The organism is Streptomyces sp. NPDC029164, from assembly GCF_055563995.1.
The window spans coordinates 217,178-240,765 of the sequence record NZ_JBVHWW010000006.1; the positions used below are offsets into that span (position 1 = coordinate 217,178).

Below are 23,588 nucleotides of genomic sequence, written 5' to 3' on the forward strand. Positions count from 1 at the left end.
GGGTGACGAGCGTCGAAGAGACCACGGACAACACGGCCGACTCGGGACCCAGCGGATACGCCGCGGCCCGGCTGCGACTCCTCCAGGAGGAGTCGCGGTCCGGGCCGTCGCGGCGTTCCGCCCTGGCCGGGCTGACCGACGACTGGCTGAACGCCCTGTTCACGACCGCCGTACGGGAGACCGGCGTCCGCGGCGCCACCCTGGTCGCCGTCGGCGGCTACGGGCGGGCCGAACTCTCCCCCCGCAGCGACCTCGACCTGGTGCTGCTGCACGACGGCAAGGCGGAGCCGCGGGCGCTGAGCGCGCTGGCCGACCGCCTCTGGTACCCGGTGTGGGACCTCGGCCTCGCCCTCGACCACTCGGTACGGACCCCCGGCGAGGCCCGCAAGACCGCCGCCGAGGACCTCAAGGTGCAGCTCGGCCTGCTGGACGCCCGGACCGTCGCCGGTGACGCCGGACTCCTCGCCGGACTGCGGACCTCCGTCCTGGCCGACTGGCGCAACCAGGCCGCCAAACGGCTCCCGCAACTGCACGCCCTGTGCCGCGAGCGGGCCGAGCGCGCCGGAGAGCTCCGCTTCCTGCTCGAACCGGACCTCAAGGAGGCCCGCGGCGGGCTCCGCGACGTCACCGCGCTGCGGGCCGTCGCGGCCTCCTGGCTCGCCGACGCCCCGCGCGACGGCCTCGCCGAGGCCCGGCGACGGCTCCTCGACGCGCGGGACGCCCTCCACCTGGTGACCGGCCGGGCCACCGACCGGCTCTCGCTCCAGGAACAGGACCAGGTCGCGGCGCAGCTCGGGCTGCTCGACGCGGACGCGCTGCTCCGCGAGGTGTACGAGGCCGCGCGGGTCGTCGCGTACGCCGGCGACGTGACCTGGCGGGAGGTCGGGCGGGTGCTGCGGGCCCGCGCCGCCCGGCCCCGGCTGCGCGGGCTGCTGGGCGCCCGGGCCGCCGCGGCCGCCGCGCGGGCACCGCTGGCCGAGGGCGTGGTGGAGTCCGACGGGGAGGCCGTACTGGCCCTGGCGGCGCGCCCCGACCGCGATCCCGTCCTGCCCCTGCGGTTCGCCGCGGCCGCCGCGCAGGCGGGTCTGCCCGTATCGCTGCACGCCGTACGCAGGCTCGCGGCGCAGGCCAAACCGCTCCCGGTGCCCTGGCCGGCCGAGGCGCGGGAACAGCTCGTGACCCTGCTCGGAGCGGGGGAGCCCACGGTGGCCGTGTGGGAGGCGCTGGAGGCGGAGGGCCTGATCACACGGCTGCTCCCCGACTGGGAGCGGGTGCGGTGCCGCCCGCAGCGCAACCCCGTCCACACCTGGACGGTGGACCGCCACCTCATCGAGACGGCGGTGCGGGCCGCGGCCCTCACCCGCCGCGTCGGCCGCCCCGACCTGCTGCTGATGGCGGCCCTCCTGCACGACATCGGCAAGGGCTGGCCGGGCGACCACTCGGTGGCCGGCGAGACGATCGCCCGCGACGTCGCCGCCCGCGTGGGCTTCGACGCGCAGGACGCCGCCGTGCTGGGGGCGCTCGTACGGCACCACCTGCTGCTGATCGACACCGCGACCCGGCGCGACCTGGACGACCCGGCCACCGTCCGCTCGGTCGCCGAGGCCGTCGGATCGGTGGGCACGCTGGAGATACTGCACGCCCTGACGGAGGCGGACGCCCTGGCCACCGGGCCCGCGGCGTGGAGCGCGTGGCGGGGCTCGCTGGTGGCGGACCTCGTCGCGCGGGTCGCCGCCGTGCTCCGCGGCACGGCCCCGGCCGTGCGGGAGGCGGAGATCCCGACCACGGAACAGGAACGCCTGGCCGTAGAGGCCCTGCGCACCCGGGAGCCGGTGCTCGCGCTCCACGTCCGGGAGGAGGAGGAAGACGCGGTCGGCGGGGAACTGGTCGTGGCCGTACCCGACCAGCCGGGAGTCCTCCCGGCGGTGGCGGGGGTGCTGGCCCTGCACCGGCTCACCGTACGGGCGGCGGACCTGCGCTCCATGGAGCTCCCGGACCGGCTGGGCGAGGTCCTGGTGCTGCGGTGGCGGGTGGCGGCGGAGTACGGCGCGCTGCCCGAGGCCGCGCGGCTGCGCAGCGACCTGGTCCGGGCCCTGGACGGCTCGCTGGACGTCCCGGCGAAGCTGGCGGACCGCGAGGCGGCGTACCCGCGCCGGCGCGGGGTGGTCCCGCCGCCGCCCCGGGTCACGGTCGTCCCGGACGTCTCCTCGCTGGCCACGGTCCTGGAGGTCCGCGCGCCCGACGCGGTGGGGTTGCTGCACCGGATCGGGCGGGCGCTGGAGTCCCGGGGCGTGCGGGTCCGCAGCGCGCACGTCTCCACGCTCGGCGCCAACGCGGTGGACACGCTGTACGTGACCACCGCCGAGGGCAAGCCCCTGGACCCCGCGGAGGCCGTCACCCTGGCCGGGTCGGTGCAGGCCGCCCTGTCGTAGCCCTGCGGCGCCGTTGCGGGGCCCTGCCCCCGGACCGCGGCTCCTCAAACGCCGGAGAGGCCGAAAGATTCGGCCTCTCCGGCGTTTGAGCTGCTGGGGGAGCGTCCGGGCGGAGGCCGGGGCGGACCGCCGGGTCCACCACGTGGTACGGCCGGATACCCTGGGGGACGACCACAACGCCCCCGACCCGAGGAATCGCGACCACCGTGTTCGATACGCTCTCCGACCGCTTGGCGAATACCTTCAAGGGCCTGCGCGGCAAAGGCCGGCTGTCCGAGGCTGACATCGACTCCGCGGCCCGGGAAATCCGTATCGCCCTCCTCGAGGCCGACGTCGCTCTCCCGGTCGTCCGCTCCTTCATCGCGAACGTCAAGGAACGGGCCCGCGGCGAGGAGGTCAGCAAGGCGCTGAACCCCGGCCAGCAGGTCCTGAAGATCGTCAACGACGAGCTCGTCACGATCCTCGGCGGCGAGACCCGGCGGCTGCGCTTCGCCAAGACCGCGCCCACCGTGATCATGCTGGCCGGTCTCCAGGGTGCCGGTAAGACCACCCTCGCCGGAAAGCTCGGCCTCTGGCTCAAGGGGCAGGGCCACACCCCGCTCCTCGTCGCCTGCGACCTCCAGCGCCCCAACGCCGTCAACCAGCTCTCGGTCGTCGCCGACCGCGCCGGCGTGGCCTTCTACGGCCCCCAGCCCGGCAACGGCGTCGGTGACCCGGTCCAGGTCGCCAAGGACTCGATCGAGTACGCGCGGACCAAGCAGCACGACATCGTCATCGTCGACACCGCCGGCCGCCTCGGCATCGACCAGGAGCTGATGCAGCAGGCCGCGGACATCCGCGACGCCGTCAGCCCCGACGAGATCCTCTTCGTCGTCGACGCCATGATCGGTCAGGACGCGGTCAACACCGCCGAGGCCTTCCGCGACGGCGTCGGCTTCGACGGCGTGGTGCTCTCGAAGCTCGACGGCGACGCCCGCGGTGGTGCCGCGCTCTCCATCGCGCACGTCACCGGCAAGCAGATCATGTTCGCCTCGAACGGCGAGAAGCTCGACGAGTTCGACGCCTTCCACCCGGACCGCATGGCGGGCCGGATCCTCGACATGGGTGACATGCTCACCCTCATCGAGCAGGCCGAGAAGACCTTCAGCCAGGCCGAAGCCGAGAAGATGGCGGCCAAGCTGCAGAAGGGCCCGAAGGAGTTCACGCTCGACGACTTCCTGGCCCAGATGGAGCAGGTCCGCAAGATGGGCTCCATCTCCAAGCTGCTCGGCATGCTGCCCGGCATGGGTCAGATCAAGGACCAGATCAACAACATCGACGAGCGCGACGTGGACCGCACCGCCGCGATCATCAAGTCGATGACCCCGGCCGAGCGCCAGGACCCGACGATCATCAACGGCTCGCGCCGTGCCCGTATCGCCAAGGGTTCCGGCACCGAGGTCAGCGCCGTCAAGTCGCTCGTCGAGCGCTTCTTCGACGCCCGCAAGATGATGTCCCGCATGGCTCAGGGCGGCGGCATGCCGGGCATGCCCGGCATCCCCGGGATGGGCGGCGGCCCCGGCCGGCAGAAGAAGCAGGTCAAGCAGGCCAAGGGCAAGCGCAAGAGCGGCAACCCGATGAAGCGCAAGGAAGAGGAGGCCGCGGCAGCGGCCCGCCGCGAGCAGGGCCCGCAGGCGATCGAGCCCGCGCCCGGCGGCAGCCCCTTCGGCCTTCCCGCCGGCGGCGGCCAGCCGGGCCAGGACTTCGACCTTCCGGACGAGTTCAAGAAGTTCATGAAGTAGCACCCGCGCAGGCAGGCAGCGGAGGGCCCCGGTCGTGATCCCACGGCCGGGGCCCTCCGTCTTCTGCGGGGCAACGGGTCGATTTGTCGCTTATTGTCGGCCGGGAGGATGGCAGAAGGAGGCCCCCGTGCCCAGCCCCACCCCCGTACCTCCCCGCGACCGGGCCGACACGCCCTGGCGCTCGGAAGGCGCCCCGCCCACGCCTCCCCCGAAGAAGAGGATGCCGGGCGGCTGGAGGGGACTGATCCTCGCCGCCCTGATCGTCTACCTGGTGACCAACCTGGTGCTGTCCTTCTTCAACGAGGGGGACGAGCCGACCATCTCGTACACCGAGTTCAGCAAGCAGGTGGCCAACGGCAACGTCTCGAAGATCTACTCCAAGGGCGACGCGATCCAGGGCGAGCTGAAGGCCAAGCAGCCGCTGCCCGACGGGGACAAGGGCGACTACACCAAATTCGTCACCCAGCGCCCGGCCTTCGCCGACGACGATCTGTGGGCCGACCTCACCCAGCAGAACGTGACCGTGACGGCCTCCCCGGTCGTCGTGCAGCGCAGCTTCCTCGCCAATCTGCTGCTCTCCCTCGCCCCCATGCTCCTGCTGGTCCTGCTGTGGGTGGTCATCGCCCGCCGGATGGGCTCGGGGATGGGCGGCATGGGCGCCCTCGGGCGCAAGGCCCCGCCCAAGCCGGTGGTGCTGGAGACGGGCGACAGGCGCACCACCTTCGAGGACGTGGCCGGCATCGACGAGGTCGAGGGCGAGCTCAACGACGTCGTCGACTTCCTCAAGAACCCGCAGGCCTACCGGAAGCTGGGCGCCCGGATGCCCGGCGGCGTCCTGCTGTCGGGCCCGCCCGGCACCGGCAAGACCCTGCTGGCGCGGGCGGTCGCGGGCGAGGCCGGGGTGCCGTTCTTCTCCGCCTCCGCCTCCGAGTTCATCGAGATGATCGTCGGCGTCGGCGCCTCCCGGGTTCGCGAGCTCTTCACCGAGGCGCGCAAGGTGGCCCCCGCGATCATCTTCATCGACGAGATCGACACCATCGGCCGGGTGCGCGGCGGCGGCGCGGCCATGGGCGGCCACGACGAACGCGAACAGACCCTGAACCAGATCCTCACCGAGATGGACGGCTTCTCCGGCTCGGAGGGGGTGGTCGTCCTCGCCGCCACCAACCGGGCCGACGTCCTCGACCCCGCCCTGACCCGGCCCGGCCGCTTCGACCGGACGGTGGTCGTCTCCCCGCCCGACCGGGCCGGCCGCGAGGCCATCCTGCGCATCCACACCCGGGACATCCCGCTCGGCCCGGGCGTCGACCTCGCGCAGGTGGCCCGTACCACCCCCGGAATGACCGGCGCCGAACTGGCCAACCTCGCCAACGAGGCCGCGCTGCTCGCCGTCAAGCGCCGGCAGGACCAGGTCACCCAGTCCGACCTCTCCGACGCCCTGGAGAAGGTCCAGCTCGGCGCGGAGCGGTCCCTGGTCATGCCGCTGGAGGAGCGCCGCCGCACCGCCTACCACGAGAGCGGCCACGCCCTCCTGGGCATGCTCCAGCCGGGCGCCGACCCGGTCCGCAAGATCACGATCGTGCCCCGCGGCCGCGCCCTCGGCGTCACCCTCTCCACCCCGGACGCCGACCGGTACGCGTACACCGAGGAGTACCTGCGCGGCCGCATCATCGGGGCGCTCGGCGGCATGGCCGCCGAACACGTCGTCTACGACGTCATCACCACCGGCGCCGAGAACGACCTCGAACAGGTCACCAACATCGTCCGCGGCATGGTCGGCCGCTGGGGCATGAGCGACCGCGTCGGCAAGCTCACCGCCATCCCCTCCGACGGAGGCGGCCCGTACGGCCTGTCCGCCGCCCCCGCCACCCTCGACGCCGTCGACCACGAGATGCGGCGGATCGTCGACGAGTGCTACATGGACGCCTGTCGCCTCCTGCGCGAACACCGCCCGCAGCTCGACGCCCTGGCCGAGGCCCTGCTCGCCAACGAGACCCTGGACGAGGCGGCCGCCTACGCCGCCGCCGGGATCACCCGCCTGACGAAGGCGCACGACACCGGCTGACGGCGGCCGGCCGCGCGGAAACCTAGCCCACCCGGGCGATCACATACCGGAAGATGTTCGGCAGCCACACGGCGCCGTCGGACCGCTCGAACGGGTGAAGCGCCTCGGCCAGTTCCTTCTCCGCGAGCGCGGGGTCGGCCGCGCCGTCGTAGAGCCCGGTCGACACCAGCCCGCGCACCGCGCTGTCCACGTCCGCGTACCCGAACGGGCAGAACACCCGCCCCGATCCGTCCGGTCTGAGTCCGGCCCGCTCCACCAGCGCGTCCAGGTCGCGGGGCGAGGGTCCGCCGCCCAGGACCGCGGGCACCGTGCAGCGCTCCGCCGGGCCCCAGCCGGCCAGCACCACCGCCCCGCCGCGGCGCACCGCGGGCAGGGCCGCGGCCAGCTCCGCCGGGGACGGCGAGAAGGCCAGCAGGGCGTCGTACGGGCGCGGCGCCGACGGCGGCGCCGCCAGTACCTCCAGCAGCCGCTCACGGGCCAGTGCCCGCCGGGCCGGATCCGCCTCCACGCCCGTGGCCAGGGCTCCCCGCCCGGCCGCGAGCAGCAGGGGCAGGCCGGCCCCGCAGTCGAGGCCCAGCAGCCGGTCACCCGGCCCGACCTCCAGTCGGTCGTAGACCGCTTCGTACAGCGGTACCAGCATCCGTTCCTGGATCTCCGCCCAGTCCCGGGCGACGAGCGTCGCCGTCGGCGTCGGTGTCATCGAAAGAGCGCTCCTGATTCCGTGTCGCCCCCATGCCCCCGTTGCCAGAGAACTCCCCATTCGCCCCCGCGTCCAGAGGAGCGCGGCACCCGATTCACGCATCGCGTGCCCGGCGCCGTACGATTCGCGGCATGGCAAAGGCACCCGTTCTCACCCCGCAGGCGGAGGATTTCCCCCGCTGGTACCAGGATCTGATCAACAAGGCCGAGCTGGCCGACAACGGTCCGGTCCGCGGCACCATGGTCATCCGACCGTACGGCTACGGCCTGTGGGAGCGGATGCAGCAGGAGATGGACGCGCGCATCAAGGACGCGGGCGCCCAGAACGCGTACTTCCCGCTCTTCATCCCGCAGTCGTACCTGACGAAGGAAGCCGAGCACGTCGAGGGCTTCGCCCCCGAGCTCGCGGTCGTCACGCACGGCGGCGGCAAGGAGCTCGAAGAGCCTGTCGTCGTCCGGCCCACCTCCGAGACGATCATCAACGACTACTTCTCCAAGTGGGTCCAGAGCTACCGCGACCTGCCCCTGCTGATCAACCAGTGGGCCAACGTGGTCCGCTGGGAGATGCGCCCGCGCGTGTTCCTCCGTACGAGCGAGTTCCTCTGGCAGGAGGGCCACACCGCCCACGCCACCTACGAGGACGCCCGCGACTACGCCGCCCGGATCCACAGGGACGTCTATGGCGACTTCATGACGAACGTGCTCGGCATCGACGTCGTGCTCGGCCGCAAGACCGCCAAGGAGCGCTTCGCCGGCGCCATCAACACCCTCACCCTCGAGGGCATGATGGGCGACGGCAAGGCCCTCCAGCTGGGCACGAGTCACGAGCTCGGCACCAACTTCGCCAAGGCCTTCAACACCCAGTACCTGTCGAAGGAAGGCAAGCAGGAGCTCGTCTGGCAGACCTCGTGGGGCGTCTCGACCCGCATGGTCGGCGGCCTGATCATGTCCCACGGCGACGACAACGGCCTCCGGGTCCCGCCGCGCCTCGCGCACGTCCAGGTCGTCGTCATGGCGATCAAGGGCGACGAGGCCGTCGCCAAGGTCCGCGAGCTCGGCGCCCAGTTGAAGGCCGCCGGACTCCGCGTCCAGGTCGACGACCGCGTGGACACCCCCTTCGGCCGCCGCGCCGTGGACTGGGAGCTCAAGGGCGTACCGGTGCGCATCGAGATCGGCCCCCGCGACCTGGAGGCCGGCACCGCCATGCTGGCCCGCCGGATCCCGGGCGGGAAGACCCCGGTGCGGATCGACGCGCTCGCCGACCTGCTGCCCAAGGTGCTCGACGAGGACCAGGCGCAGCTGCTGCGCGAGTCCCGCGAGCGCCGCGAGTCCCGCACCTCCGACGTCGCGACCATCGAGGAGGCCGCCGAGGCCGCCATCGCCGGCGGCTGGGCGCGGATCCCGTGGGCGGACCTCGGTCCGGAGGGCGAGGCGAAGCTGGCCGAGCAGGCCGTCTCCGTGCGCTGCCTGATCGCCGCGGACGGGTCGGTTCCCGAGGCGGACGACGCTCCGGGTACCCTCGCGATCGTCGCGCGCTCGTACTAGTCGGGCCCCCGAAGGCTCCTGCGCCCCGGCGTGCGGCTCGTGCCGCGCGCCGGGGCGGAATCGTCGGTCGTCCTCGTTAAGTACCGACTCCTCCTGGGATCGGCGCACCCGTCCTCGTCAGGACGCATGAGACTGAACTGACTGGTACGTGCAAAAAATTTGGAATGGCCCGGAATCGGAACACCCGGGCACCCCGGCTCGTTGTCACGACGTGAGCACGACACCACCTGTTCTCGCCGCAGAGCTGGCGCAGGCGTGGGCCGATATTCAGCGGCACCACCCCGAGCTGCCTGACCTTGCCGCGCCCGAGTCCCTGATCGGAGAGTCCTCGTCCGCCTGCGGCGCCGAGCTCTCCTTCGAGCGACTGCTGCACGAGGCAGTCCACGGCATCGCCGCCGCCCGCGGGGTCCGAGACACCTCGCGCGCCGGCCGCTACCACAACCGCAGATTCCTCGCGATCGCCGAGGAGCTGGGGCTGGACCACTCCGAGGAACCACACGCCAGCAGCGGTTTCTCGCTCGTCACGCTCAATCCGGAGGCGAAGCGGCGCTACCGCCCCACCATCGAACGGCTGCAGCGCGCCCTCAAGGCGCACAGCGCCGCCACGGCCGCCGACACCAAGCGCAGCTTCCGCGGACCGGCCGCCCGGCACGGGTCCTCCGGCGGCGGCGTGCGCGTCAAGGCGGTCTGCGACTGCGGGCGCAACGTGCGGGTGGTCCCCTCCGTACTGGCCCAGGCGCCGATCGTGTGCGGTGGGTGCATGAAGCCCTTCCGCATCCCCGAAGTCGCCATCGCGGCGGCCTCCTGACCGCCGTCACCGTCGCCACCGGGGCCACCGCCCCACGGCGAACCGGCCGCCGGGCCCTCGCCCCCACCGGGGCGACCGCCGACGGCGCGCACGCGGGCAGCCCGCACCGCCGCACCACCGGCGGACCGTGTCCCGCGCCCCGCACCGCCGTCCCCGCGGCACGCCATGTCCGTACGGGGACGGGAGCGGGCCGCCCGCCGGAACCGGACCGCCCCGCCCGGCCGAGCGCGCCGCGGGCGTATGGCACAATGGCTAGCTGTACTCGACAGTCGCATAGGACCCCTCTCTCCTCCGGCTGACGCGTCCATCGGGCACCCGAGTACCGCAACCCCACGTGGCATCTCATGTGCCCAACCACGTCAAGTTCAGGAGACACCACTCCAGTGGCAGTCAAGATCAAGCTCAAGCGCCTCGGCAAGATTCGCCAGCCGCACTACCGCATCGTCGTCGCCGACGCCCGCACCCGCCGGGATGGTCGCGCGATCGAGGAGATCGGTATCTACCACCCGACCTACAACCCGTCGCGCATCGAGGTCAACGCCGAGCGTGCGCAGTACTGGCTGTCCGTCGGCGCCCAGCCCACCGAGGCTGTGCTCGCCATCCTGAAGCTGACCGGTGACTGGCAGGCCCACAAGGGTCTCCCCGCCCCCGCGCCGCTCCTGCAGCCGGAGACGAAGGAGAGCAAGCGTCGCTCCTTCGACGAGTTCGCCAAGGCCCTCGAGGGCATCGGCGAGGGCAAGGGCGAGGCCATCACGCAGAAGGCGAAGAAGGCCGACAAGAAGGCGGACGAGGCTGAGGCCGCCGCCGAGTCGACCGAGGCCTGAGCATGCTCGAGGAGGCTCTTGAGCACCTCGTAAAGGGCATTGTGGACAACCCCGACGATGTGCAGGTCGCCTCGCGCAACCTGCGCCGCGGGCAGGTGCTTGAGGTCCGGGTCCACCCCGACGACCTCGGCAAGGTGATCGGCCGCAACGGCCGCACCGCGCGTGCTCTGCGTACCGTCGTGGGCGCCATCGGCGGCCGTGGGATCCGTGTCGACCTCGTCGACGTGGACCAGGTCCGCTGAGCAGTTGAATCACCGGCACGGGCCGGGGAGGGCGATGGTTGCCCACCCCGGCCCGAGTCGTTTTTGCCCCCGGCAAGAGCAACGATTGATTGAGCAACCACGGCGGAGAGCAACCACCTCCGCGAGAGCGGCGGCGGTCTGGCCGCAAGGGGAGAGAGACACAGTGGAGCTGGTAGTCGCGCGGATCGGCCGCGCCCACGGCATCAAGGGTGAGGTCACCGTCGAGGTGCGCACGGACGAGCCGGAGCTGCGGCTCAGCCCCGGCGCCGTGCTCAAGACGGAGCCCGCCGCGGCGGGACCGCTGACCATCGAGACGGGCCGGGTGCACAGCGGCCGGCTGATGCTCCGCTTCGCCGGCGTCAAGGACCGCACCGGGGCCGAGGCGCTGCGCAACATCCTGCTGATCGCCGAGGTGGACCCGGCGGAGCTGCCGGAGGAGGAGGACGAGTACTACGACCACCAGCTGATGGACCTGGACGTGGTACTGGAGGACGGCACCGAGATCGGCCGGATCACCGAGATCTCCCACCTGCCCTCGCAGGACCTCTTCATCGTCGAGCGGCCGGACGGCTCCGAGGTGATGATCCCCTTCGTCGAGGAGATCGTCGCCGAGATCGACCTGGAGGAGCAGCGCTGCGTCATCACCCCGCCGCCCGGGCTGATCGACGAGCGCGAAGCGGTCATCGCCTCGACCCGTGACGAGGACCCGGCCCCTGACGCGGACTCCGGGGACGACGCCTGATGCGACTCGACGTCGTCACGATCTTCCCCGAGTACCTGGAGCCGCTGAACGTCTCCCTCGTCGGCAAGGCCCGGGCCCGCGGGCAGCTCGACGTCCACGTCCACGACCTGCGGGACTGGACGTACGACCGGCACAACACGGTCGACGACACCCCGTACGGCGGCGGTCCCGGCATGGTCATGAAGACCGAGCCCTGGGGCGAGGCCCTGGACGCGGCGCTGGCCGACGGCTACGAGGCGGGCGCGCGCGGGCCCGTCATGGTCGTCCCCACGCCCAGCGGCCGGCCCTTCACCCAGGAACTGGCCGTCGAGCTCTCCGAGCGGCCCTGGCTGATCTTCACCCCGGCCCGGTACGAGGGCATCGACCGCCGGGTCATGGACGAGTACGCCACGCGCATGCCGGTGTACGAGGTCTCCATCGGCGACTACGTCCTGGCGGGCGGTGAGGCCGCCGTCCTCGTCGTCACCGAGGCCGTGGCCCGGCTGCTGCCCGGGGTCCTCGGCAACGCCGAATCGCACCGCGACGACTCGTTCGCGCCGGGCGAGATGGCCAACCTGCTGGAGGGGCCCGTCTTCACCAAGCCCCCGGTGTGGCGCGGCCGCGACATCCCCGAGGTGCTGCTCAGCGGCCACCACGGGAAGATCGCCCGCTGGCGCCGGGACGAGGCCTTCCGCCGGACCGCGCGGAACCGCCCCGACCTGATCGAGCGCTGCGAGGCCTCCGCCTTCGACAAGAAGGACCGCGAGATCCTCTCCATCCTGGGCTGGACACCGTCCCCGGACGGCCGATTTTGGCGCAGGCCGCAGACCGTGGAAGAATAGGCGGCTGCTGTACGCCCGCGAGCGCCCCTGCCACAGGGGGACCGTCGCCCGCCGGGTGGGACAGCTCCCGAATTCTCTACGGAAACCCGCCCGGCGGCCTGTGGCGTCGTGCGAAGAAAGCAGACGAAGAACATGTCTCACCTGCTCGATGGCGTCAACGCCGCCGCGCTCCGCTCGGACGTCCCGGCCTTCCGCCCGGGTGACACGATCAACGTGCACGTCCGCGTGATCGAGGGCAACCGCTCCCGTATCCAGCAGTTCAAGGGCGTCGTCATCCGTCGCCAGGGCGCCGGGGTCTCCGAGACCTTCACCGTCCGCAAGGTCTCCTTCAGCGTCGGCGTGGAGCGTACCTTCCCGGTCCACTCCCCGATCTTCGAGAAGATCGAGCTCGTCACCCGCGGTGACGTTCGCCGTGCGAAGCTGTACTACCTCCGTGAGCTCCGCGGCAAGGCCGCGAAGATCAAGGAGAAGCGCGACAAGTAAGGTCGCCTCCGGTGTTCGGGGGCGGCCGGATAGGCTCGCCCCGATGGACACCGAAGCACCTCACACGCAGCGCGGCCACTCTTCCCCCGGCGAGGGGGAGGAGAGGCCGCGTTCTGCGTTCTCCGCGCCCGGGAGGGCCGGGGCGCGGAAGCGGGCGTCCGGCGGGCCCGCGTCCGGGGCTCCCGTGAACGGGCGGGCGCCGGCCCGGGGGCCGCTGACCTGGCGGCGGGCCGGAGTGCTCGGTGTGATCTGCACCGTCTTCCTGCTGCTCTTCAGCAACTTCGTGGTCCAGCCCTTCCTGATCCCGAGCCGCTCCATGGAGCCGACGCTCCAGGTGGGGGACCGGGTGCTGGTCAACAAGCTGGCGTACCGTTTCGGCGACCGGCCGAGCCGCGGGGACCTGGTGGTCTTCGACGGTACGGGCTCCTTCGTACGGGAACGCCCGGCCGGCAATCCGGTCGGCGTGCTGCTGCACGGCGCGGCCTCGGCGCTCGGGCTCGCGGAGCCGTCCGACACCGACTTCGTGAAGCGGGTCGTGGGCGTCGGCGGTGACGACGTGGTGTGCTGCGACGCCGCCGGGCGGGTCGAGGTCAACGGCGTGCCGCTGGACGAGCCGTACCTGTATCCCGGTGACGCTCCCTCGAAGGTGCCGTTCCGGATCGTCGTACCCCTGGGGAGCCTGTGGGTGATGGGTGACCATCGGTCCCAGTCCCGGGACTCGCGGGACCACCTCGGAGAACCGGGTGGGGGGATGGTGCCGGTGGAGATGGTGATCGGGCGGGCCGACTGGATCGGCTGGCCGGTCTCGCGCTGGGGCGCGGTCGGCGGCGGCCATGGGTAACCGGGGACGGCCGCGGGGCGGCCGGGAGCGGGAGCCCGAACCGGAGCCGGAACCGGCACCCGTACCGGTGGTGGAGGGCGGCCGGGCCCAACGGCGCCGGACGGCCCGCAAGGTGCGCCGGCGCCGCCGCACGCGCCGGGCGGGCGAACTGCCGCTGCTGGTCGTGGTGGCGCTGTGCATAGCCCTGCTCCTCAAGACCTTCCTGGTGCAGGCCTTCTTCATCCCGTCGGGCTCGATGGAGCAGACCATCCGGATCGGCGACCGGGTGCTCGTCGACAAGCTGACCCCGTGGTTCGGCTCCAAGGTCGAGCGCGGTGACGTCGTCGTGTTCAAGGACCCCGGCGGCTGGCTCAAGGGCGAGGCGGCCCGGCCCGCCCCGGACCCGGTCGGCGTCAAACAGATCAAGCAGACCCTCACCTTCATCGGCCTGCTGCCCTCGGCCGACGAGCAGGACCTCATCAAGCGCGTCATCGGCGTGGGCGGGGACACCGTCAAGTGCTGCGACAGCCGGGGCCGGGTCACCGTCAACGGCTCCCCGCTCGACGAGCCGTACGTGAACCCGGGCAACGCTCCCTCGGAGATCACCTTCGAGGTCGAGGTGCCGCCCGGCCGGCTCTTCGTCATGGGCGACCACCGGGCGAATTCGGCGGACTCGCGCTTCCACCTCGACGAGGCCTTCGAGGGCACCATCGACGAGAAGGGGGTCGTCGGCGAAGCCGTGGTGATCGCCTGGCCGTTCGGGCACTGGAAGCGACTGGAACAGCCCGCGACCTTCCGCATGGTGCCCGATCAGGCACGGAGCGAAGGACGCGGACGGCGTAAGCGCCGTCGGGGCGTGCCGTTCGCATAGTGTGTCTTCGGTCTCCCGCGCCTTAGGGAACTCCCGCTCGTTAAGGGAGGGGAGGGCCTGTGCCTGTTTCGGCGCGGGCGGCGATCGCGAGTGAGGAGTGGATGTGGGGGATGTGGCGGTAGGCGCACGATCCGGACGCGACGAGGGCGAGGAGCGGCCGGACGATGCAGTCGAGCGCGAGGCCGACGAGGACGGTACCGCGGCGCGTGCGCACCGCTCGTTCTGGAAGGAGCTTCCGCTCCTCATCGGCATCGCCCTGCTGCTGGCCCTGCTGATCAAGACCTTCCTGGTTCAGGCGTTCTCGATCCCGTCCGACTCGATGCAGGACACACTGCAGCGCGGGGACCGGGTGCTGGTGGACAAGCTGACCCCGTGGTTCGGTTCCGAGCCGGAGCGCGGTGAGGTCGTGGTCTTCCACGACCCGGCGAGCTGGCTCTCGGGGGAGCCGACCCCGGAGCCGAACATCGTGCAGAAGGCCCTCAGCTGGATCGGCCTGATGCCGTCCGCCGAGGAGAAGGACCTGATCAAGCGGACCATCGCCATCGGCGGTGACACGGTCGAGTGCAAGAAGGGGGGACCGGTCGTCGTCAACGGCAAGGAGCTCGACGAGCCGTACATCTTCCCCGGCAACACCCCTTGTGACGACGCCCCCTTCGGCCCGATCACCGTGCCCAAGGGCAAGATCTGGGTGATGGGCGACCACCGGCAGAACTCCCAGGACTCCCGCTACCACATGCAGGACTCCACGCAGGGCTTCGTTCCGGTCGACAAGGTCGTCGGACGCGCCGTCGTGATCGCGTGGCCGCTCACCCGCTGGTCGACCCTGCCGATCCCGGACACCTTCGACCAGCCGGGCATCGGCAACCAGGCCGCCGCGACCGCGCTCGGTCTCGGGGCCGCCGGGCTGGCGCCGGTCGGGCTGGGCCCGGCCGCGCTGGGGCTCGTCGGGGCGGTTCCGCTCGTCATGTGGCGCAGGCAGAAGCTGACCACCGGGCGTACCGCCCGGTAGGGTGCCGCCCAGGTCGACGATCCCGGAGTGTGGGGGCGCTGCAATGGGCGGAACACAAGCGATACGCAGTGGCAAGGATGGCCGCGGCGGTCTCGGCAACGTGCTGTCGGGACTCGCCGTGGCCATCGGCTTCGCGCTCTTCCTCGGCGGCTTCGTGTGGGGGGCGTTCCTCTACCAGCCCTACACGGTGCCGACCGACTCGATGATGCCGACGGTGCGGCCCGGGGACCGGGTGCTCGCACAGCGCATCGACGGCGGCGAGGTGCGCCGCGGGGACGTGGTCATCTTTACTGATTCCATGTGGAGCGATTCGCCCATGGTCAAGCGGGTCGTCGGCATCGGCGGCGACACCGTGAAGTGCTGCGGCGCGGGCGGCGAACTCACCGTGAACGGCACGCCGCTGGACGAGCCGTACGCCGATACCACCCGGCCGGACACGGGTCTCGCCACGCCGCCCGGGCAGGCCGCGCCGCCCGGGACCCCCTTCGAGGTGACGGTCCCCGAGGGGAACCTCTTCCTGCTGGGCGACCGGCGGGCCGCGTCGCTGGACTCCCGGGCCCACCTGCAGGAGGCCGGGCAGGGCACCGTGCCCCGGACGGCCGTCAGCGCCCGCGTCGACGCCCTGGCCTGGCCCTCCGCGAAGATGCTGGAGCGGCCCGCGACGTACGCCGCCCTGCCCGGCGGCATCTCGCAGCCCGGGCCGCTGCGGCTCCAGCTGGTGGCCGTGGTGGCCGGCGCCGCCCTGGTCCTGCTGGGGGCCGCCTACGGACCCCTGGCGCGGGTCCTGGGGCGCACGCGGCGGCAGGAGCGGGCCGGTGTCCGCTGACCAGGCCGGAACGGGCCACCGGAAGGTGTCGCGGGTGATCCTGCTGGACCCGCGGGACCGGATCCTGCTGCTGCACGGCTTCGAGCCGGCGGACCCCTCGGACGACTGGTGGTTCACCCCGGGCGGCGGGCTGGAGGGCACCGAGAGCCGGGAGCAGGCCGCACTGCGCGAGCTGGCGGAGGAGACGGGGATCACAGAGGTGGAGCTGGGGCCGGTGCTGTGGCACCGCTACTGCTCCTTCCCCTTCGACGGGCGCCGCTGGGAGCAGGACGAGTGGTACTTCATGGCACGTACCAGCCAGACGGCGACCGGGATGGGCGGGCTCACCGAGCTGGAGCGGCGCAGCGTCACCGGAGCCAGGTGGTGGACCTCCGAGGAACTTCTCTCGGCCCATGAGACGGTGTACCCGACCAGACTCGGCGAGCTGCTCCGTACGCTGCTCGACGACGGTCCTCCGGGTGCGCCGGTGGTCCTGGCCCCGGAAATCGTTTAGGGGCGCATGGGCCTGGCGCACAATAGGGGGACGCACGGCTGAAGGGGAACATGCCATGAGTGCCGAGGACCTCGAAAAGTACGAGACCGAGATGGAGCTGAAGCTCTATCGGGAGTACCGCGACGTCGTCGGGCTGTTCAAGTATGTGATCGAGACCGAACGCCGTTTCTACCTCACCAACGACTACGAGATGCAGGTGCACTCGGTCCAGGGTGAGGTCTTCTTCGAGGTCTCGATGGCCGACGCGTGGGTCTGGGACATGTACCGGCCGGCCCGCTTCGTGAAGCAGGTCCGGGTGCTGACCTTCAAGGACGTGAACATCGAGGAGCTCAACAAGAGCGACCTCGAACTGCCCGGCAGCTGAGCTTCCTCACCCGGGAGGGTGAGCGGGTTGTCCACAACGGCCGGCTTGTCCACCAAGATCCACAAGGTGGGCGGGGACGCGGGACCGTCGGTGCCGGAGGTGGTGCCGGATGAACGCGAAGGGCGTGGCACAGCAGGCATTGGGGCGGTACGGCGAGGATCTAGCGGCGCGCCGGCTGACCGAGGCCGGGATGACCGTGATCGCGCGGAACTGGCGGTGCCGCGGCGGGGAGATCGACATCGTCGCGCGGGACGGGGACGCCCTCGTCGTGTGCGAGGTGAAGACCCGCCGGGCAGGTGACTTCGAGCATCCCATGGCCGCCGTGCGCCCGGCCAAGGCCGAGCGCTTACGGGGGCTCGCCGGGCGGTGGCTCGCCGACCACGGTGGTCCACCCCCGGGCGGCGTGCGGATCGACCTCGTCGGCGTCCTGCTGCCGCGGCGCGGCGCTCCCCTGGTGGAACACGTCAGGGGGGTGGCCTGATGGGGTTCGCGCGCGCCTGCTCGGTGGCCCTGGTCGGCGTCGACGGGGTGGTGGTCGAGGTCCAGGCCGATCTGGAGCCCGGGGTCGCGGCCTTCACTCTGGTGGGGCTGCCGGACAAGACCCTCGTCGAGAGCCGGGACCGGGTGCGGGCGGCCGTGGTCAACTCCGGTGCGGCCTGGCCGCAGAAGAAGCTCACCGTCGGGCTCAGCCCGGCCTCCGTGCCGAAGTCCGGCGCCGGATTCGACCTGGCCGTGGCCGCGGCGGTGCTCGGGGCCGCCGAGGTGGTCGACCCCGGCGCCATCGCCGACCTCGTCCTCATCGGGGAGCTGGGACTGGACGGCCGGGTGCGTCCCGTCCGCGGCATCCTGCCCGCGGTCCTCGCCGCGGCGGAGGCCGGATACCGGCAGGTGGTGGTGCCGCAGCAGTGCGCCGCCGAGGCCGCCCTCGTGCCGGACGTCTCGGTGCTCGGCGTGCGCAGCCTGCGCCAGCTGATCGCCGTCCTGACCGACGGGGTGGTCCCCGAGGAGGATCCGCCCGAACCGCCGGGGCGCCCCGATCCGATACTGGCCGGCCTGCTCGTCCCCGGTGCGGGGCTGGGCACGGGTCTCGCCGCCGGCCGCCCGGGCCGGGGGGACGCCGCGGACTTCCCCGACCTCGCCGACGTGGCCGGGCAGCACCGGGCGCGCCGCGCCCTGGAGGTGGCGGCCGCCGGAGGTCACCACCTGTTCCTCAGCGGACCCCCGGGCGCGGGCAAGACGATGCTGGCCGAGCGGCTGCCCTGGATCCTGCCGCCGCTCACCCGCCAGGACTCGGTCGAGGTCACCGCCGTCCACTCGGTCGCGGGCATCCTCCCGCCCGGCGAACCGCTGGTCGCCCGGCCGCCGTACTGCGCACCGCACCATTCGGCGACCATGCAGTCCCTGGTGGGCGGCGGGAGCGGAGTCCCCCGGCCCGGGGCGGTCTCCCTGGCCCACCGCGGCGTGCTCTTCCTGGACGAGGCCGCGGAGTTCCACAGCCGGGCCCTGGACGCGCTTCGCCAGCCCCTCGAATCGGGACACGTGGTCATCGCCCGCGCGGCCGGGGTGGTGAGGCTGCCGGCCCGGTTCCTGATGGTGCTCGCCGCGAACCCCTGCCCGTGCGGGCGCCACACCCTGCTGGGAGCCGGGTGTGAATGCCCGCCCTCGGTGATCCGGCGCTACCAGGCGCGGCTGTCCGGGCCGCTGCTCGACCGGGTGGACCTGCGGGTGGAGGTCGAGCCCGTGACCCGCTCCGATCTGCTGGGACAGGGTGGGCGGGGAGAGGCCACCGCCGTGGTCGCCGAGCGGGTGCGGGAGGCCCGGGAGCGCGCGGCGGCCCGGCTCGCCGACACCCCCTGGCGGCTCAACTCCGAAGTGCCCGGACAGGAACTGCGGACCCGGTGGCAGGCGGGCCCCGGTGCACTGGCGCAGGCCGAGCGCGAGCTGGAACGGGGGCTGCTCACCGCGCGCGGGCTGGACCGGGTCCTGCGGGTCGCCTGGACCGTGGCCGACCTGCGGGGGCGGGACCGGCCCGACGCGCTGGACGTGGCCGTGGCACTGGAGCTGCGGACCGGGATCACCCGCGGGGCGATCCCGGTGGCGGGAGGCGGGACATGACCGGCGCCGGGGAAGGGGCGGCGGAAGCGGAACTGCTGGCGCGGGCGGCGCTCACGCGGGTGCTGGAGCCCGGGGACGAGCACGGCGGGCGCTGGCTGCGCGAGCACGGCGCGGTCGGGCTGATGGGGCTGCTCACCGGCCCCGAGGCGGGATCGGAGGTCCCGGCCGGAGTGGGACCGGAGCGGCTCGCCGGATACCGCAGACGGGCGGCGCTGGCCGATCCGCGGCGCGACCTCGAACAGGCCGCCGCGACGGGAGGCCGGTTCGTGTTCCCGGGATCGGCGCAGTGGCCGACCCAGCTCGACGACCTCGGCGACGCCCGCCCCGTGGGGCTGTGGCTGCGGGGCCGGCCGAACCTGCGGACGTGGGCGCTGCGTTCGGTCGCCGTGGTCGGGGCCCGGGCCTGCACTCCATACGGCGCTCACATGGCCCAGACCCTGGCCGCCGGGCTCGCCGAGCGGGGCTGGGTCGTGGTCTCCGGGGCCGCGTTCGGGATCGACGGCGCCGCCCACCGCGGGGCCCTCGCCCCGGGCGGGGCGACGGCGGCGGTGCTGGCCTGCGGGGTGGACGTCGCCTACCCCCGCGGGCACACCGGGCTGCTCGACCGGATCGCCGGCCAGGGGCTGATCCTCGGGGAGCTGCCGCCCGGCAGCCACCCCACCCCCAGCCGGTTCGTCCTGCGCAACCGGGTCATCGCGGCCCTCACCCGGGGCACCGTCGTCGTGGAGGCCGCCCACCGCAGCGGCTCCCTGGTCACCGCCCGGCGGGCCCAGCAGCTCGGACGGATCACGATGGGCATCCCGGGGCCCGCCACCAGCGGACTCTCGGCCGGGGTGCACGAACTGCTGCGGGGCGAGGCCGCGCTCGTCACCGACGCGGCGGAAGTCGTCGAACTGGTGGGCGCCATGGGAGAGCTGGCTCCCGAGCGGCGCGGCCCGGTGCTCGCCCGGGACCTGCTGGACCGGGAGACCGCCCGGGTGCTCGAAGCGCTCCCGGCCGGACGCCCGGCAAACGCGGCGGAGCTGGCACTTGCCTCCGGCACCGGCACCGATGAAGTCATCGGCAGACTGTACGAACTTCACTCTCTGGGGTTCGTCGAACGGCAGGGCGACGGCTGGCAGTTGAGCAGACAAACTGCTGGAGGGGACATATAAACGCGGTCCACCCGGCGAGGCGGTCGTTGACCTGGGGAGTTCCGGTGAAAGAGTGAAACCGATGAGAGACGCGGTCTTCCCGATGGCAGCCGCCGGGACCGTGCGCACGGCGCCGGTCCCGGGCGGCGCGTGCGAGCCGGGGCGCGCCTGCGCCCCCGCGCCATCCCGTACTCTTCGCGCACCGCGACACTTCCGTCACGCTACGCTCCCAAGGAATCCGGCTCCGGCAAAGGCGAAGCATGCCCCAGCACACCTCAGGGTCCGACCGCGCTGCGGTGCCCCCCGCTGCCCGCGGCGGCGTGCGGTCCACCGCGCCCTCGTCCCTGGAGGTGCTGTGGCGCTCGTACAAGGAATCGGGTGACGAGCGGCTGCGGGAGCAATTGATCCTGCACTACTCGCCGCTGGTGAAGTACGTCGCCGGCCGCGTCAGCGTGGGTCTGCCCCCCAATGTGGAGCAGGCCGATTTCGTCTCCTCCGGGGTCTTCGGGCTGATCGACGCCATCGAGAAGTTCGACATCGACAGGTCGATCAAGTTCGAGACGTACGCGATCACCCGGATCCGCGGCGCCATGATCGACGAACTGCGGGCACTGGACTGGATCCCCCGCTCGGTCCGGCAGAAGGCGCGGGCCGTGGAACGGGCCTACGCCACGCTGGAGGCCCAGCTGCGGCGCACCCCGACGGAGAGCGAGGTCGCCGGGGAGATGGGCATCGGGGTGGAGGATCTCCACACCGTCTTCAGCCAGTTGTCCCTCGCGAACGTGGTCGCGCTGGAGGAGCTGCTGCACGTCGGCGGCGAGGGCGGCGACCGCCTCTCGCTGATGGACACCCTGGAGGACACCGCCGCCGACAACCCGGTGGAGGTGGCGGAGGACCGCGAACTGCGGCGCCTGCTGGCGCGGGCCATCAACACACTGCCCGAGCGGGAGAAGACCGTGGTGACCCTCTACTACTACGAGGGCCTCACGCTCGCCGAGATCGGGAACGTGCTGGGCGTCACCGAGAGCCGGGTCAGTCAGATCCACACCAAGTCCGTCCTGCAGCTGCGCGCGAAGTTGGCGGATGTAGGACGGTGAGCTTGCGCCACGTCCGTAGAGTGGATGCGTGCCCAGGATTCGAGCGGCCTCCGTGGCCGAGCACCGGTCGATGCAGCGCGGCGCCCTCTTGGACGCCGCGCGTTCCCTGCTGTCCGAAGGCGGGACGGAGGCGCTGACCTTCCCCGCCCTGGCGGAGCGGACCGGGCTCGCCCGGTCCTCCGTGTACGAATACTTCCGCTCCCGCGCGGCCGTCGTCGAAGAGCTGTGCGCGGTGGACTTCCCCGTGTGGGCCGCCGAGATCGAGGCGGCGATGGAGCGGGCGGAGTCGCCGGAGGCGAAGATCGAGGCCTACGTGCGGAGCCAGTTGGGGCTGGTGGGGGACCGGCGGCACCGGGCGGTGGTGGCCATTTCGGCGAGCGAGCTGGACGCCGGGGCGCGCGAGAAGATCCGTGCGGCGCACGGGGGACTGGTCGCGATGATCGTCGAGGCGCTGGCCGGGCTGGGGCAGCCGGAGCCGCGCCTCGCGGCGATGCTGTTGCAGGGGGTCGTGGACGCGGCGGTCCGCCGCATCGAGCTCGGCGCGGCGGAGGATCCCGCCGTCGTGGCGGAGGCGGCCGTGGCCATGGCCCTGCGGGGCGTGCGCGGCTGAAGGGTCGCCTCATGCCCCGGCGGGGCCGGGGATGCCGGCGGGGGCCGGGTCCGGCAGGAGGCGGGGCGTCGGGTGGGGGACGAGGGTGAGCGGGTTCAGGTAGGTCTCGCCCGACAGGAGGCCCCAGTGGAGGCAGGGCCGCGGGCAGTGGGAGCCCTCCGTCAGGACCGCCACCACCTGGCCCGCCGTGACCTCCTCGCCCTCCGTGACCAGCGGGCGGACCGGTTCGTAGGTCGTGCGCAGGCCGTTGGGGAGGGTCAGGGAGAGCACCCCGCGGCCCGCGACCAGCCCGGCGTGGTGGACCCGGCCGGGGCCGACCGCGCGGAGCTCCGCGCCCACCGGGGCGGACAGGTCCACGCCGCGGTGCCCGGCCGCGTACGGGGTCGGCGGCGGGTCCCACCAGCGGGCCACCCTCAGCGGCGCGGGCAGCGGGCGGACGCCGGGAGCGGGCCCGGTGGCGGGCCCCGGAAGGACCGTCTGGGCCAGGGCCAGGAGCAGGCTGAGCAGCAAGGTCGTCATGGGCCGTAGCGTCCCGCGCCCGTACGGGGCCGGGGGCGGGCCTGTGGACGGTCCGGGCGCTGTGGACAACGGCGTCACCCGGCATACCGCCGGGTCCCGTACACTTCTTGTGGCGATCCGGGTCACCGGGTCGACTTCGCACGCCCCAGCACCAGCCCGAAAGGGCCAGGTGAAAGCGTCTCTCGGTCCCTCATGGGGCAGGGCGCGGCGGGGCGTCAGGAACCAAACCGAGAAACCAAGGAGATGGCCATGGCCGTCGTCACGATGCGGGAGCTGCTGGAAAGCGGCGTCCACTTCGGTCACCAGACCCGCCGTTGGAACCCGAAGATGAAGCGCTTCATCTTCACGGAGCGCAACGGCATCTACATCATCGACCTGCTGCAGTCGCTGTCGTACATCGACCGTGCCTACGAGTTCGTGAAGGAGACCGTCGCGCACGGTGGCTCCATCATGTTCGTCGGTACCAAGAAGCAGGCGCAGGAGGCCATCGCCGAGCAGGCGACGCGCGTTGGCATGCCGTACGTCAACCAGCGGTGGCTGGGTGGCATGCTCACCAACTTCTCCACCGTCTACAAGCGCCTTCAGCGTCTGAAGGAGCTTGAGGCGATCGACTTCGAGGACGTCGCCGCCTCGGGTCTCACCAAGAAGGAGCTCCTGGTCCTCTCCCGCGAGAAGACCAAGCTGGAGAAGACCCTCGGTGGTATCCGCGAGATGTCGAAGGTCCCCAGCGCTGTCTGGATCGTCGACACCAAGAAGGAGCACATCGCCGTCGGTGAGGCGCGCAAGCTCCACATCCCGGTCGTCGCGATCCTCGACACCAACTGCGACCCCGACGAGGTCGACTACAAGATCCCGGGCAACGACGACGCGATCCGCTCCGTCACCCTGCTCACCCGCGTGATCGCCGACGCCGTCGCCGAGGGCCTCATCGCCCGCTCCGGCGCTGCGACCGGCGACTCGAAGCCGGGCGAGAAGGCCGCCGCCGAGCCGCTCGCCGAGTGGGAGCGCGACCTGCTCGAGGGCGACAAGAAGGCTGAGGAGGCCCCGGCCGCCGACGTCGACGCCGCCAAGGTGGACGCCGACGCTGCTGCCGAGGTCGCTGCCGAGGTCACCCCGGCCGCCGAGGTCGTCGAGGCTCCGGCCGCCGACGCCCCGGCCGCCGACGCCGAGCAGGCCTGACCCACTGAGAGCGCCCGGCGTTCACGCGCCGGGCACTCACAGCACGGACGATGACGGCGGGGGAGCCGCGCCACGAGCGCGGCACCTCCGCCGTTCACCCGTAGATCTAC

The 23,588-nt window shown here is 72.4% G+C and carries 24 protein-coding genes; 22 read left to right on the top strand and 2 right to left on the bottom strand.

Translation table 11 applies throughout. The features are described from left to right. Window positions 1–2: 2 nt before the first annotated feature. The 3 genes from ACZ4VT_RS08650 to ftsH all read left to right on the top strand — a co-directional run bounded on the left by ACZ4VT_RS08650 (window position 3) and on the right by ftsH (window position 6,278). Window positions 3–2,432 (top strand): [protein-PII] uridylyltransferase, encoded by a 2,430-nt coding sequence (locus tag ACZ4VT_RS08650; protein WP_467947801.1) that lies wholly within the window; start codon window positions 3–5, stop codon window positions 2,430–2,432. A gap of 206 nt (window positions 2,433–2,638) precedes the next feature. Then, a complete protein-coding gene (gene ffh, locus ACZ4VT_RS08655; protein ID WP_467947803.1) occupies window positions 2,639–4,213 on the top strand; it encodes a signal recognition particle protein in 1,575 nt (524 codons plus the stop codon). 220 nt (window positions 4,214–4,433) lie between these two features. After that, the gene (gene ftsH, locus ACZ4VT_RS08660; RefSeq protein ID WP_467947844.1) at window positions 4,434–6,278 is read left to right on the top strand and encodes an ATP-dependent zinc metalloprotease FtsH; all 1,845 of its coding nucleotides are present in this window, start codon (window positions 4,434–4,436) and stop codon (window positions 6,276–6,278) included. A gap of 22 nt (window positions 6,279–6,300) precedes the next feature. On the opposite strand, the gene ACZ4VT_RS08665 is transcribed toward ftsH, so the two are convergent. Further along, window positions 6,301–6,978 (bottom strand): class I SAM-dependent methyltransferase, encoded by a 678-nt coding sequence (locus ACZ4VT_RS08665; RefSeq protein WP_467947805.1) that lies wholly within the window; start codon window positions 6,976–6,978, stop codon window positions 6,301–6,303. 131 nt (window positions 6,979–7,109) lie between these two features. On the opposite strand from ACZ4VT_RS08665, the gene proS reads away from it, so the two are divergent. From proS to ACZ4VT_RS08755, 18 genes are all read left to right on the top strand, one after another. Further along, on the top strand, window positions 7,110–8,522 hold the full coding sequence (gene proS / locus ACZ4VT_RS08670; protein WP_467947807.1) for a proline--tRNA ligase: 1,413 nt from the start codon (window positions 7,110–7,112) through the stop codon (window positions 8,520–8,522). A 211-nt stretch (window positions 8,523–8,733) separates the two neighbouring features. Continuing rightward, window positions 8,734–9,330, top strand: a complete 597-nt coding sequence (locus tag ACZ4VT_RS08675) for a hypothetical protein (protein WP_467947808.1) — start codon at window positions 8,734–8,736, stop codon at window positions 9,328–9,330. A gap of 383 nt (window positions 9,331–9,713) precedes the next feature. Next, window positions 9,714–10,154 (top strand): 30S ribosomal protein S16, encoded by a 441-nt coding sequence (rpsP, locus tag ACZ4VT_RS08680; RefSeq protein ID WP_030386406.1) that lies wholly within the window; start codon window positions 9,714–9,716, stop codon window positions 10,152–10,154. 2 nt (window positions 10,155–10,156) lie between these two features. Beyond that, the gene (locus ACZ4VT_RS08685) at window positions 10,157–10,396 is read left to right on the top strand and encodes an RNA-binding protein (RefSeq protein ID WP_007266827.1); all 240 of its coding nucleotides are present in this window, start codon (window positions 10,157–10,159) and stop codon (window positions 10,394–10,396) included. 163 nt (window positions 10,397–10,559) lie between these two features. After that, complete coding sequence (rimM, locus tag ACZ4VT_RS08690) at window positions 10,560–11,138, top strand: ribosome maturation factor RimM (protein WP_467947810.1); 579 nt, start codon at window positions 10,560–10,562, stop codon at window positions 11,136–11,138. Next, on the top strand, window positions 11,138–11,959 hold the full coding sequence (gene trmD / locus ACZ4VT_RS08695; RefSeq protein WP_362858431.1) for a tRNA (guanosine(37)-N1)-methyltransferase TrmD: 822 nt from the start codon (window positions 11,138–11,140) through the stop codon (window positions 11,957–11,959). The genes rimM and trmD overlap by 1 nt, the downstream gene beginning before the upstream one ends. Window positions 11,960–12,091: 132 nt before the next feature. Next, entirely contained in the window at window positions 12,092–12,442 is a 351-nt protein-coding gene (gene rplS / locus ACZ4VT_RS08700; RefSeq protein ID WP_030823745.1) for a 50S ribosomal protein L19, read from the top strand. A 43-nt stretch (window positions 12,443–12,485) separates the two neighbouring features. Continuing rightward, a complete protein-coding gene (gene lepB, locus ACZ4VT_RS08705) occupies window positions 12,486–13,283 on the top strand; it encodes a signal peptidase I (protein ID WP_467947812.1) in 798 nt (265 codons plus the stop codon). After that, a complete protein-coding gene (lepB, locus tag ACZ4VT_RS08710; protein ID WP_467947814.1) occupies window positions 13,276–14,133 on the top strand; it encodes a signal peptidase I in 858 nt (285 codons plus the stop codon). Before lepB (ACZ4VT_RS08705) ends, lepB (ACZ4VT_RS08710) begins: the two co-directional genes overlap by 8 nt. Window positions 14,134–14,245: 112 nt before the next feature. Beyond that, on the top strand, window positions 14,246–15,142 hold the full coding sequence (lepB, locus tag ACZ4VT_RS08715) for a signal peptidase I (RefSeq protein WP_467947816.1): 897 nt from the start codon (window positions 14,246–14,248) through the stop codon (window positions 15,140–15,142). A gap of 43 nt (window positions 15,143–15,185) precedes the next feature. Further along, on the top strand, window positions 15,186–15,968 hold the full coding sequence (gene lepB / locus ACZ4VT_RS08720) for a signal peptidase I (RefSeq protein WP_467947817.1): 783 nt from the start codon (window positions 15,186–15,188) through the stop codon (window positions 15,966–15,968). Next, complete coding sequence (locus ACZ4VT_RS08725) at window positions 15,958–16,461, top strand: NUDIX hydrolase (RefSeq protein ID WP_467947819.1); 504 nt, start codon at window positions 15,958–15,960, stop codon at window positions 16,459–16,461. The genes lepB (ACZ4VT_RS08720) and ACZ4VT_RS08725 overlap by 11 nt, the downstream gene beginning before the upstream one ends. A 55-nt stretch (window positions 16,462–16,516) precedes the next feature. Beyond that, on the top strand, window positions 16,517–16,825 hold the full coding sequence (locus ACZ4VT_RS08730) for a DUF2469 domain-containing protein (RefSeq protein WP_005311352.1): 309 nt from the start codon (window positions 16,517–16,519) through the stop codon (window positions 16,823–16,825). 109 nt (window positions 16,826–16,934) lie between these two features. Further along, the gene (locus ACZ4VT_RS08735) at window positions 16,935–17,306 is read left to right on the top strand and encodes a YraN family protein (RefSeq protein ID WP_362809013.1); all 372 of its coding nucleotides are present in this window, start codon (window positions 16,935–16,937) and stop codon (window positions 17,304–17,306) included. Further along, window positions 17,306–18,940, top strand: coding sequence for a YifB family Mg chelatase-like AAA ATPase (locus ACZ4VT_RS08740; protein WP_467947821.1), 1,635 nt, complete (start codon window positions 17,306–17,308; stop codon window positions 18,938–18,940). Before ACZ4VT_RS08735 ends, ACZ4VT_RS08740 begins: the two co-directional genes overlap by 1 nt. Continuing rightward, a complete protein-coding gene (gene dprA, locus ACZ4VT_RS08745; RefSeq protein ID WP_467947822.1) occupies window positions 18,937–20,094 on the top strand; it encodes a DNA-processing protein DprA in 1,158 nt (385 codons plus the stop codon). The genes ACZ4VT_RS08740 and dprA overlap by 4 nt, the downstream gene beginning before the upstream one ends. A 239-nt stretch (window positions 20,095–20,333) precedes the next feature. Next, the gene (whiG, locus tag ACZ4VT_RS08750) at window positions 20,334–21,170 is read left to right on the top strand and encodes an RNA polymerase sigma factor WhiG (RefSeq protein ID WP_467947824.1); all 837 of its coding nucleotides are present in this window, start codon (window positions 20,334–20,336) and stop codon (window positions 21,168–21,170) included. A gap of 52 nt (window positions 21,171–21,222) precedes the next feature. Further along, window positions 21,223–21,780 carry a TetR/AcrR family transcriptional regulator gene (locus tag ACZ4VT_RS08755; protein ID WP_467947846.1) on the top strand — a complete coding sequence of 186 codons (558 nt, stop codon included), beginning with the start codon at window positions 21,223–21,225 and terminating at the stop codon, window positions 21,778–21,780. A 9-nt stretch (window positions 21,781–21,789) separates the two neighbouring features. On the opposite strand, the gene ACZ4VT_RS08760 is transcribed toward ACZ4VT_RS08755, so the two are convergent. Then, window positions 21,790–22,299, bottom strand: a complete 510-nt coding sequence (locus ACZ4VT_RS08760; protein ID WP_467947825.1) for a M23 family metallopeptidase — start codon at window positions 22,297–22,299, stop codon at window positions 21,790–21,792. 249 nt (window positions 22,300–22,548) lie between these two features. On the opposite strand from ACZ4VT_RS08760, the gene rpsB reads away from it, so the two are divergent. Further along, window positions 22,549–23,478, top strand: coding sequence for a 30S ribosomal protein S2 (gene rpsB / locus ACZ4VT_RS08765; protein ID WP_467947826.1), 930 nt, complete (start codon window positions 22,549–22,551; stop codon window positions 23,476–23,478). The last annotated feature ends 110 nt before the right edge of the window (window positions 23,479–23,588 follow it).

Excerpts from the sequence above, each read along its gene's own strand:
- ftsH (WP_467947844.1), top strand. The coding sequence starts at position 4,434 with ATGCCGGGCGGCTGGAGGGGACTGATCCTCGCCGCCCTGATCGTCTAC.
- ACZ4VT_RS08730 (WP_005311352.1), top strand. The coding sequence starts at position 16,517 with ATGAGTGCCGAGGACCTCGAAAAGTACGAGACCGAGATGGAGCTGAAG.
- whiG (WP_467947824.1), top strand. The coding sequence starts at position 20,334 with ATGCCCCAGCACACCTCAGGGTCCGACCGCGCTGCGGTGCCCCCCGCT.
- ACZ4VT_RS08685 (WP_007266827.1), top strand. The coding sequence starts at position 10,157 with ATGCTCGAGGAGGCTCTTGAGCACCTCGTAAAGGGCATTGTGGACAAC.
- ACZ4VT_RS08735 (WP_362809013.1), top strand. The coding sequence starts at position 16,935 with ATGAACGCGAAGGGCGTGGCACAGCAGGCATTGGGGCGGTACGGCGAG.
- rplS (WP_030823745.1), top strand. The coding sequence starts at position 12,092 with ATGTCTCACCTGCTCGATGGCGTCAACGCCGCCGCGCTCCGCTCGGAC.
- lepB (WP_467947812.1), top strand. The coding sequence starts at position 12,486 with ATGGACACCGAAGCACCTCACACGCAGCGCGGCCACTCTTCCCCCGGC.
- dprA (WP_467947822.1), top strand. The coding sequence starts at position 18,937 with ATGACCGGCGCCGGGGAAGGGGCGGCGGAAGCGGAACTGCTGGCGCGG.
- lepB (WP_467947817.1), top strand. The coding sequence starts at position 15,186 with ATGGGCGGAACACAAGCGATACGCAGTGGCAAGGATGGCCGCGGCGGT.
- trmD (WP_362858431.1), top strand. The coding sequence starts at position 11,138 with ATGCGACTCGACGTCGTCACGATCTTCCCCGAGTACCTGGAGCCGCTG.
- ACZ4VT_RS08665 (WP_467947805.1), bottom strand. The coding sequence starts at position 6,978 with ATGACACCGACGCCGACGGCGACGCTCGTCGCCCGGGACTGGGCGGAG.
- proS (WP_467947807.1), top strand. The coding sequence starts at position 7,110 with ATGGCAAAGGCACCCGTTCTCACCCCGCAGGCGGAGGATTTCCCCCGC.
- rpsB (WP_467947826.1), top strand. The coding sequence starts at position 22,549 with ATGGCCGTCGTCACGATGCGGGAGCTGCTGGAAAGCGGCGTCCACTTC.
- lepB (WP_467947814.1), top strand. The coding sequence starts at position 13,276 with ATGGGTAACCGGGGACGGCCGCGGGGCGGCCGGGAGCGGGAGCCCGAA.
- ACZ4VT_RS08760 (WP_467947825.1), bottom strand. The coding sequence starts at position 22,299 with ATGACGACCTTGCTGCTCAGCCTGCTCCTGGCCCTGGCCCAGACGGTC.
- ACZ4VT_RS08740 (WP_467947821.1), top strand. The coding sequence starts at position 17,306 with ATGGGGTTCGCGCGCGCCTGCTCGGTGGCCCTGGTCGGCGTCGACGGG.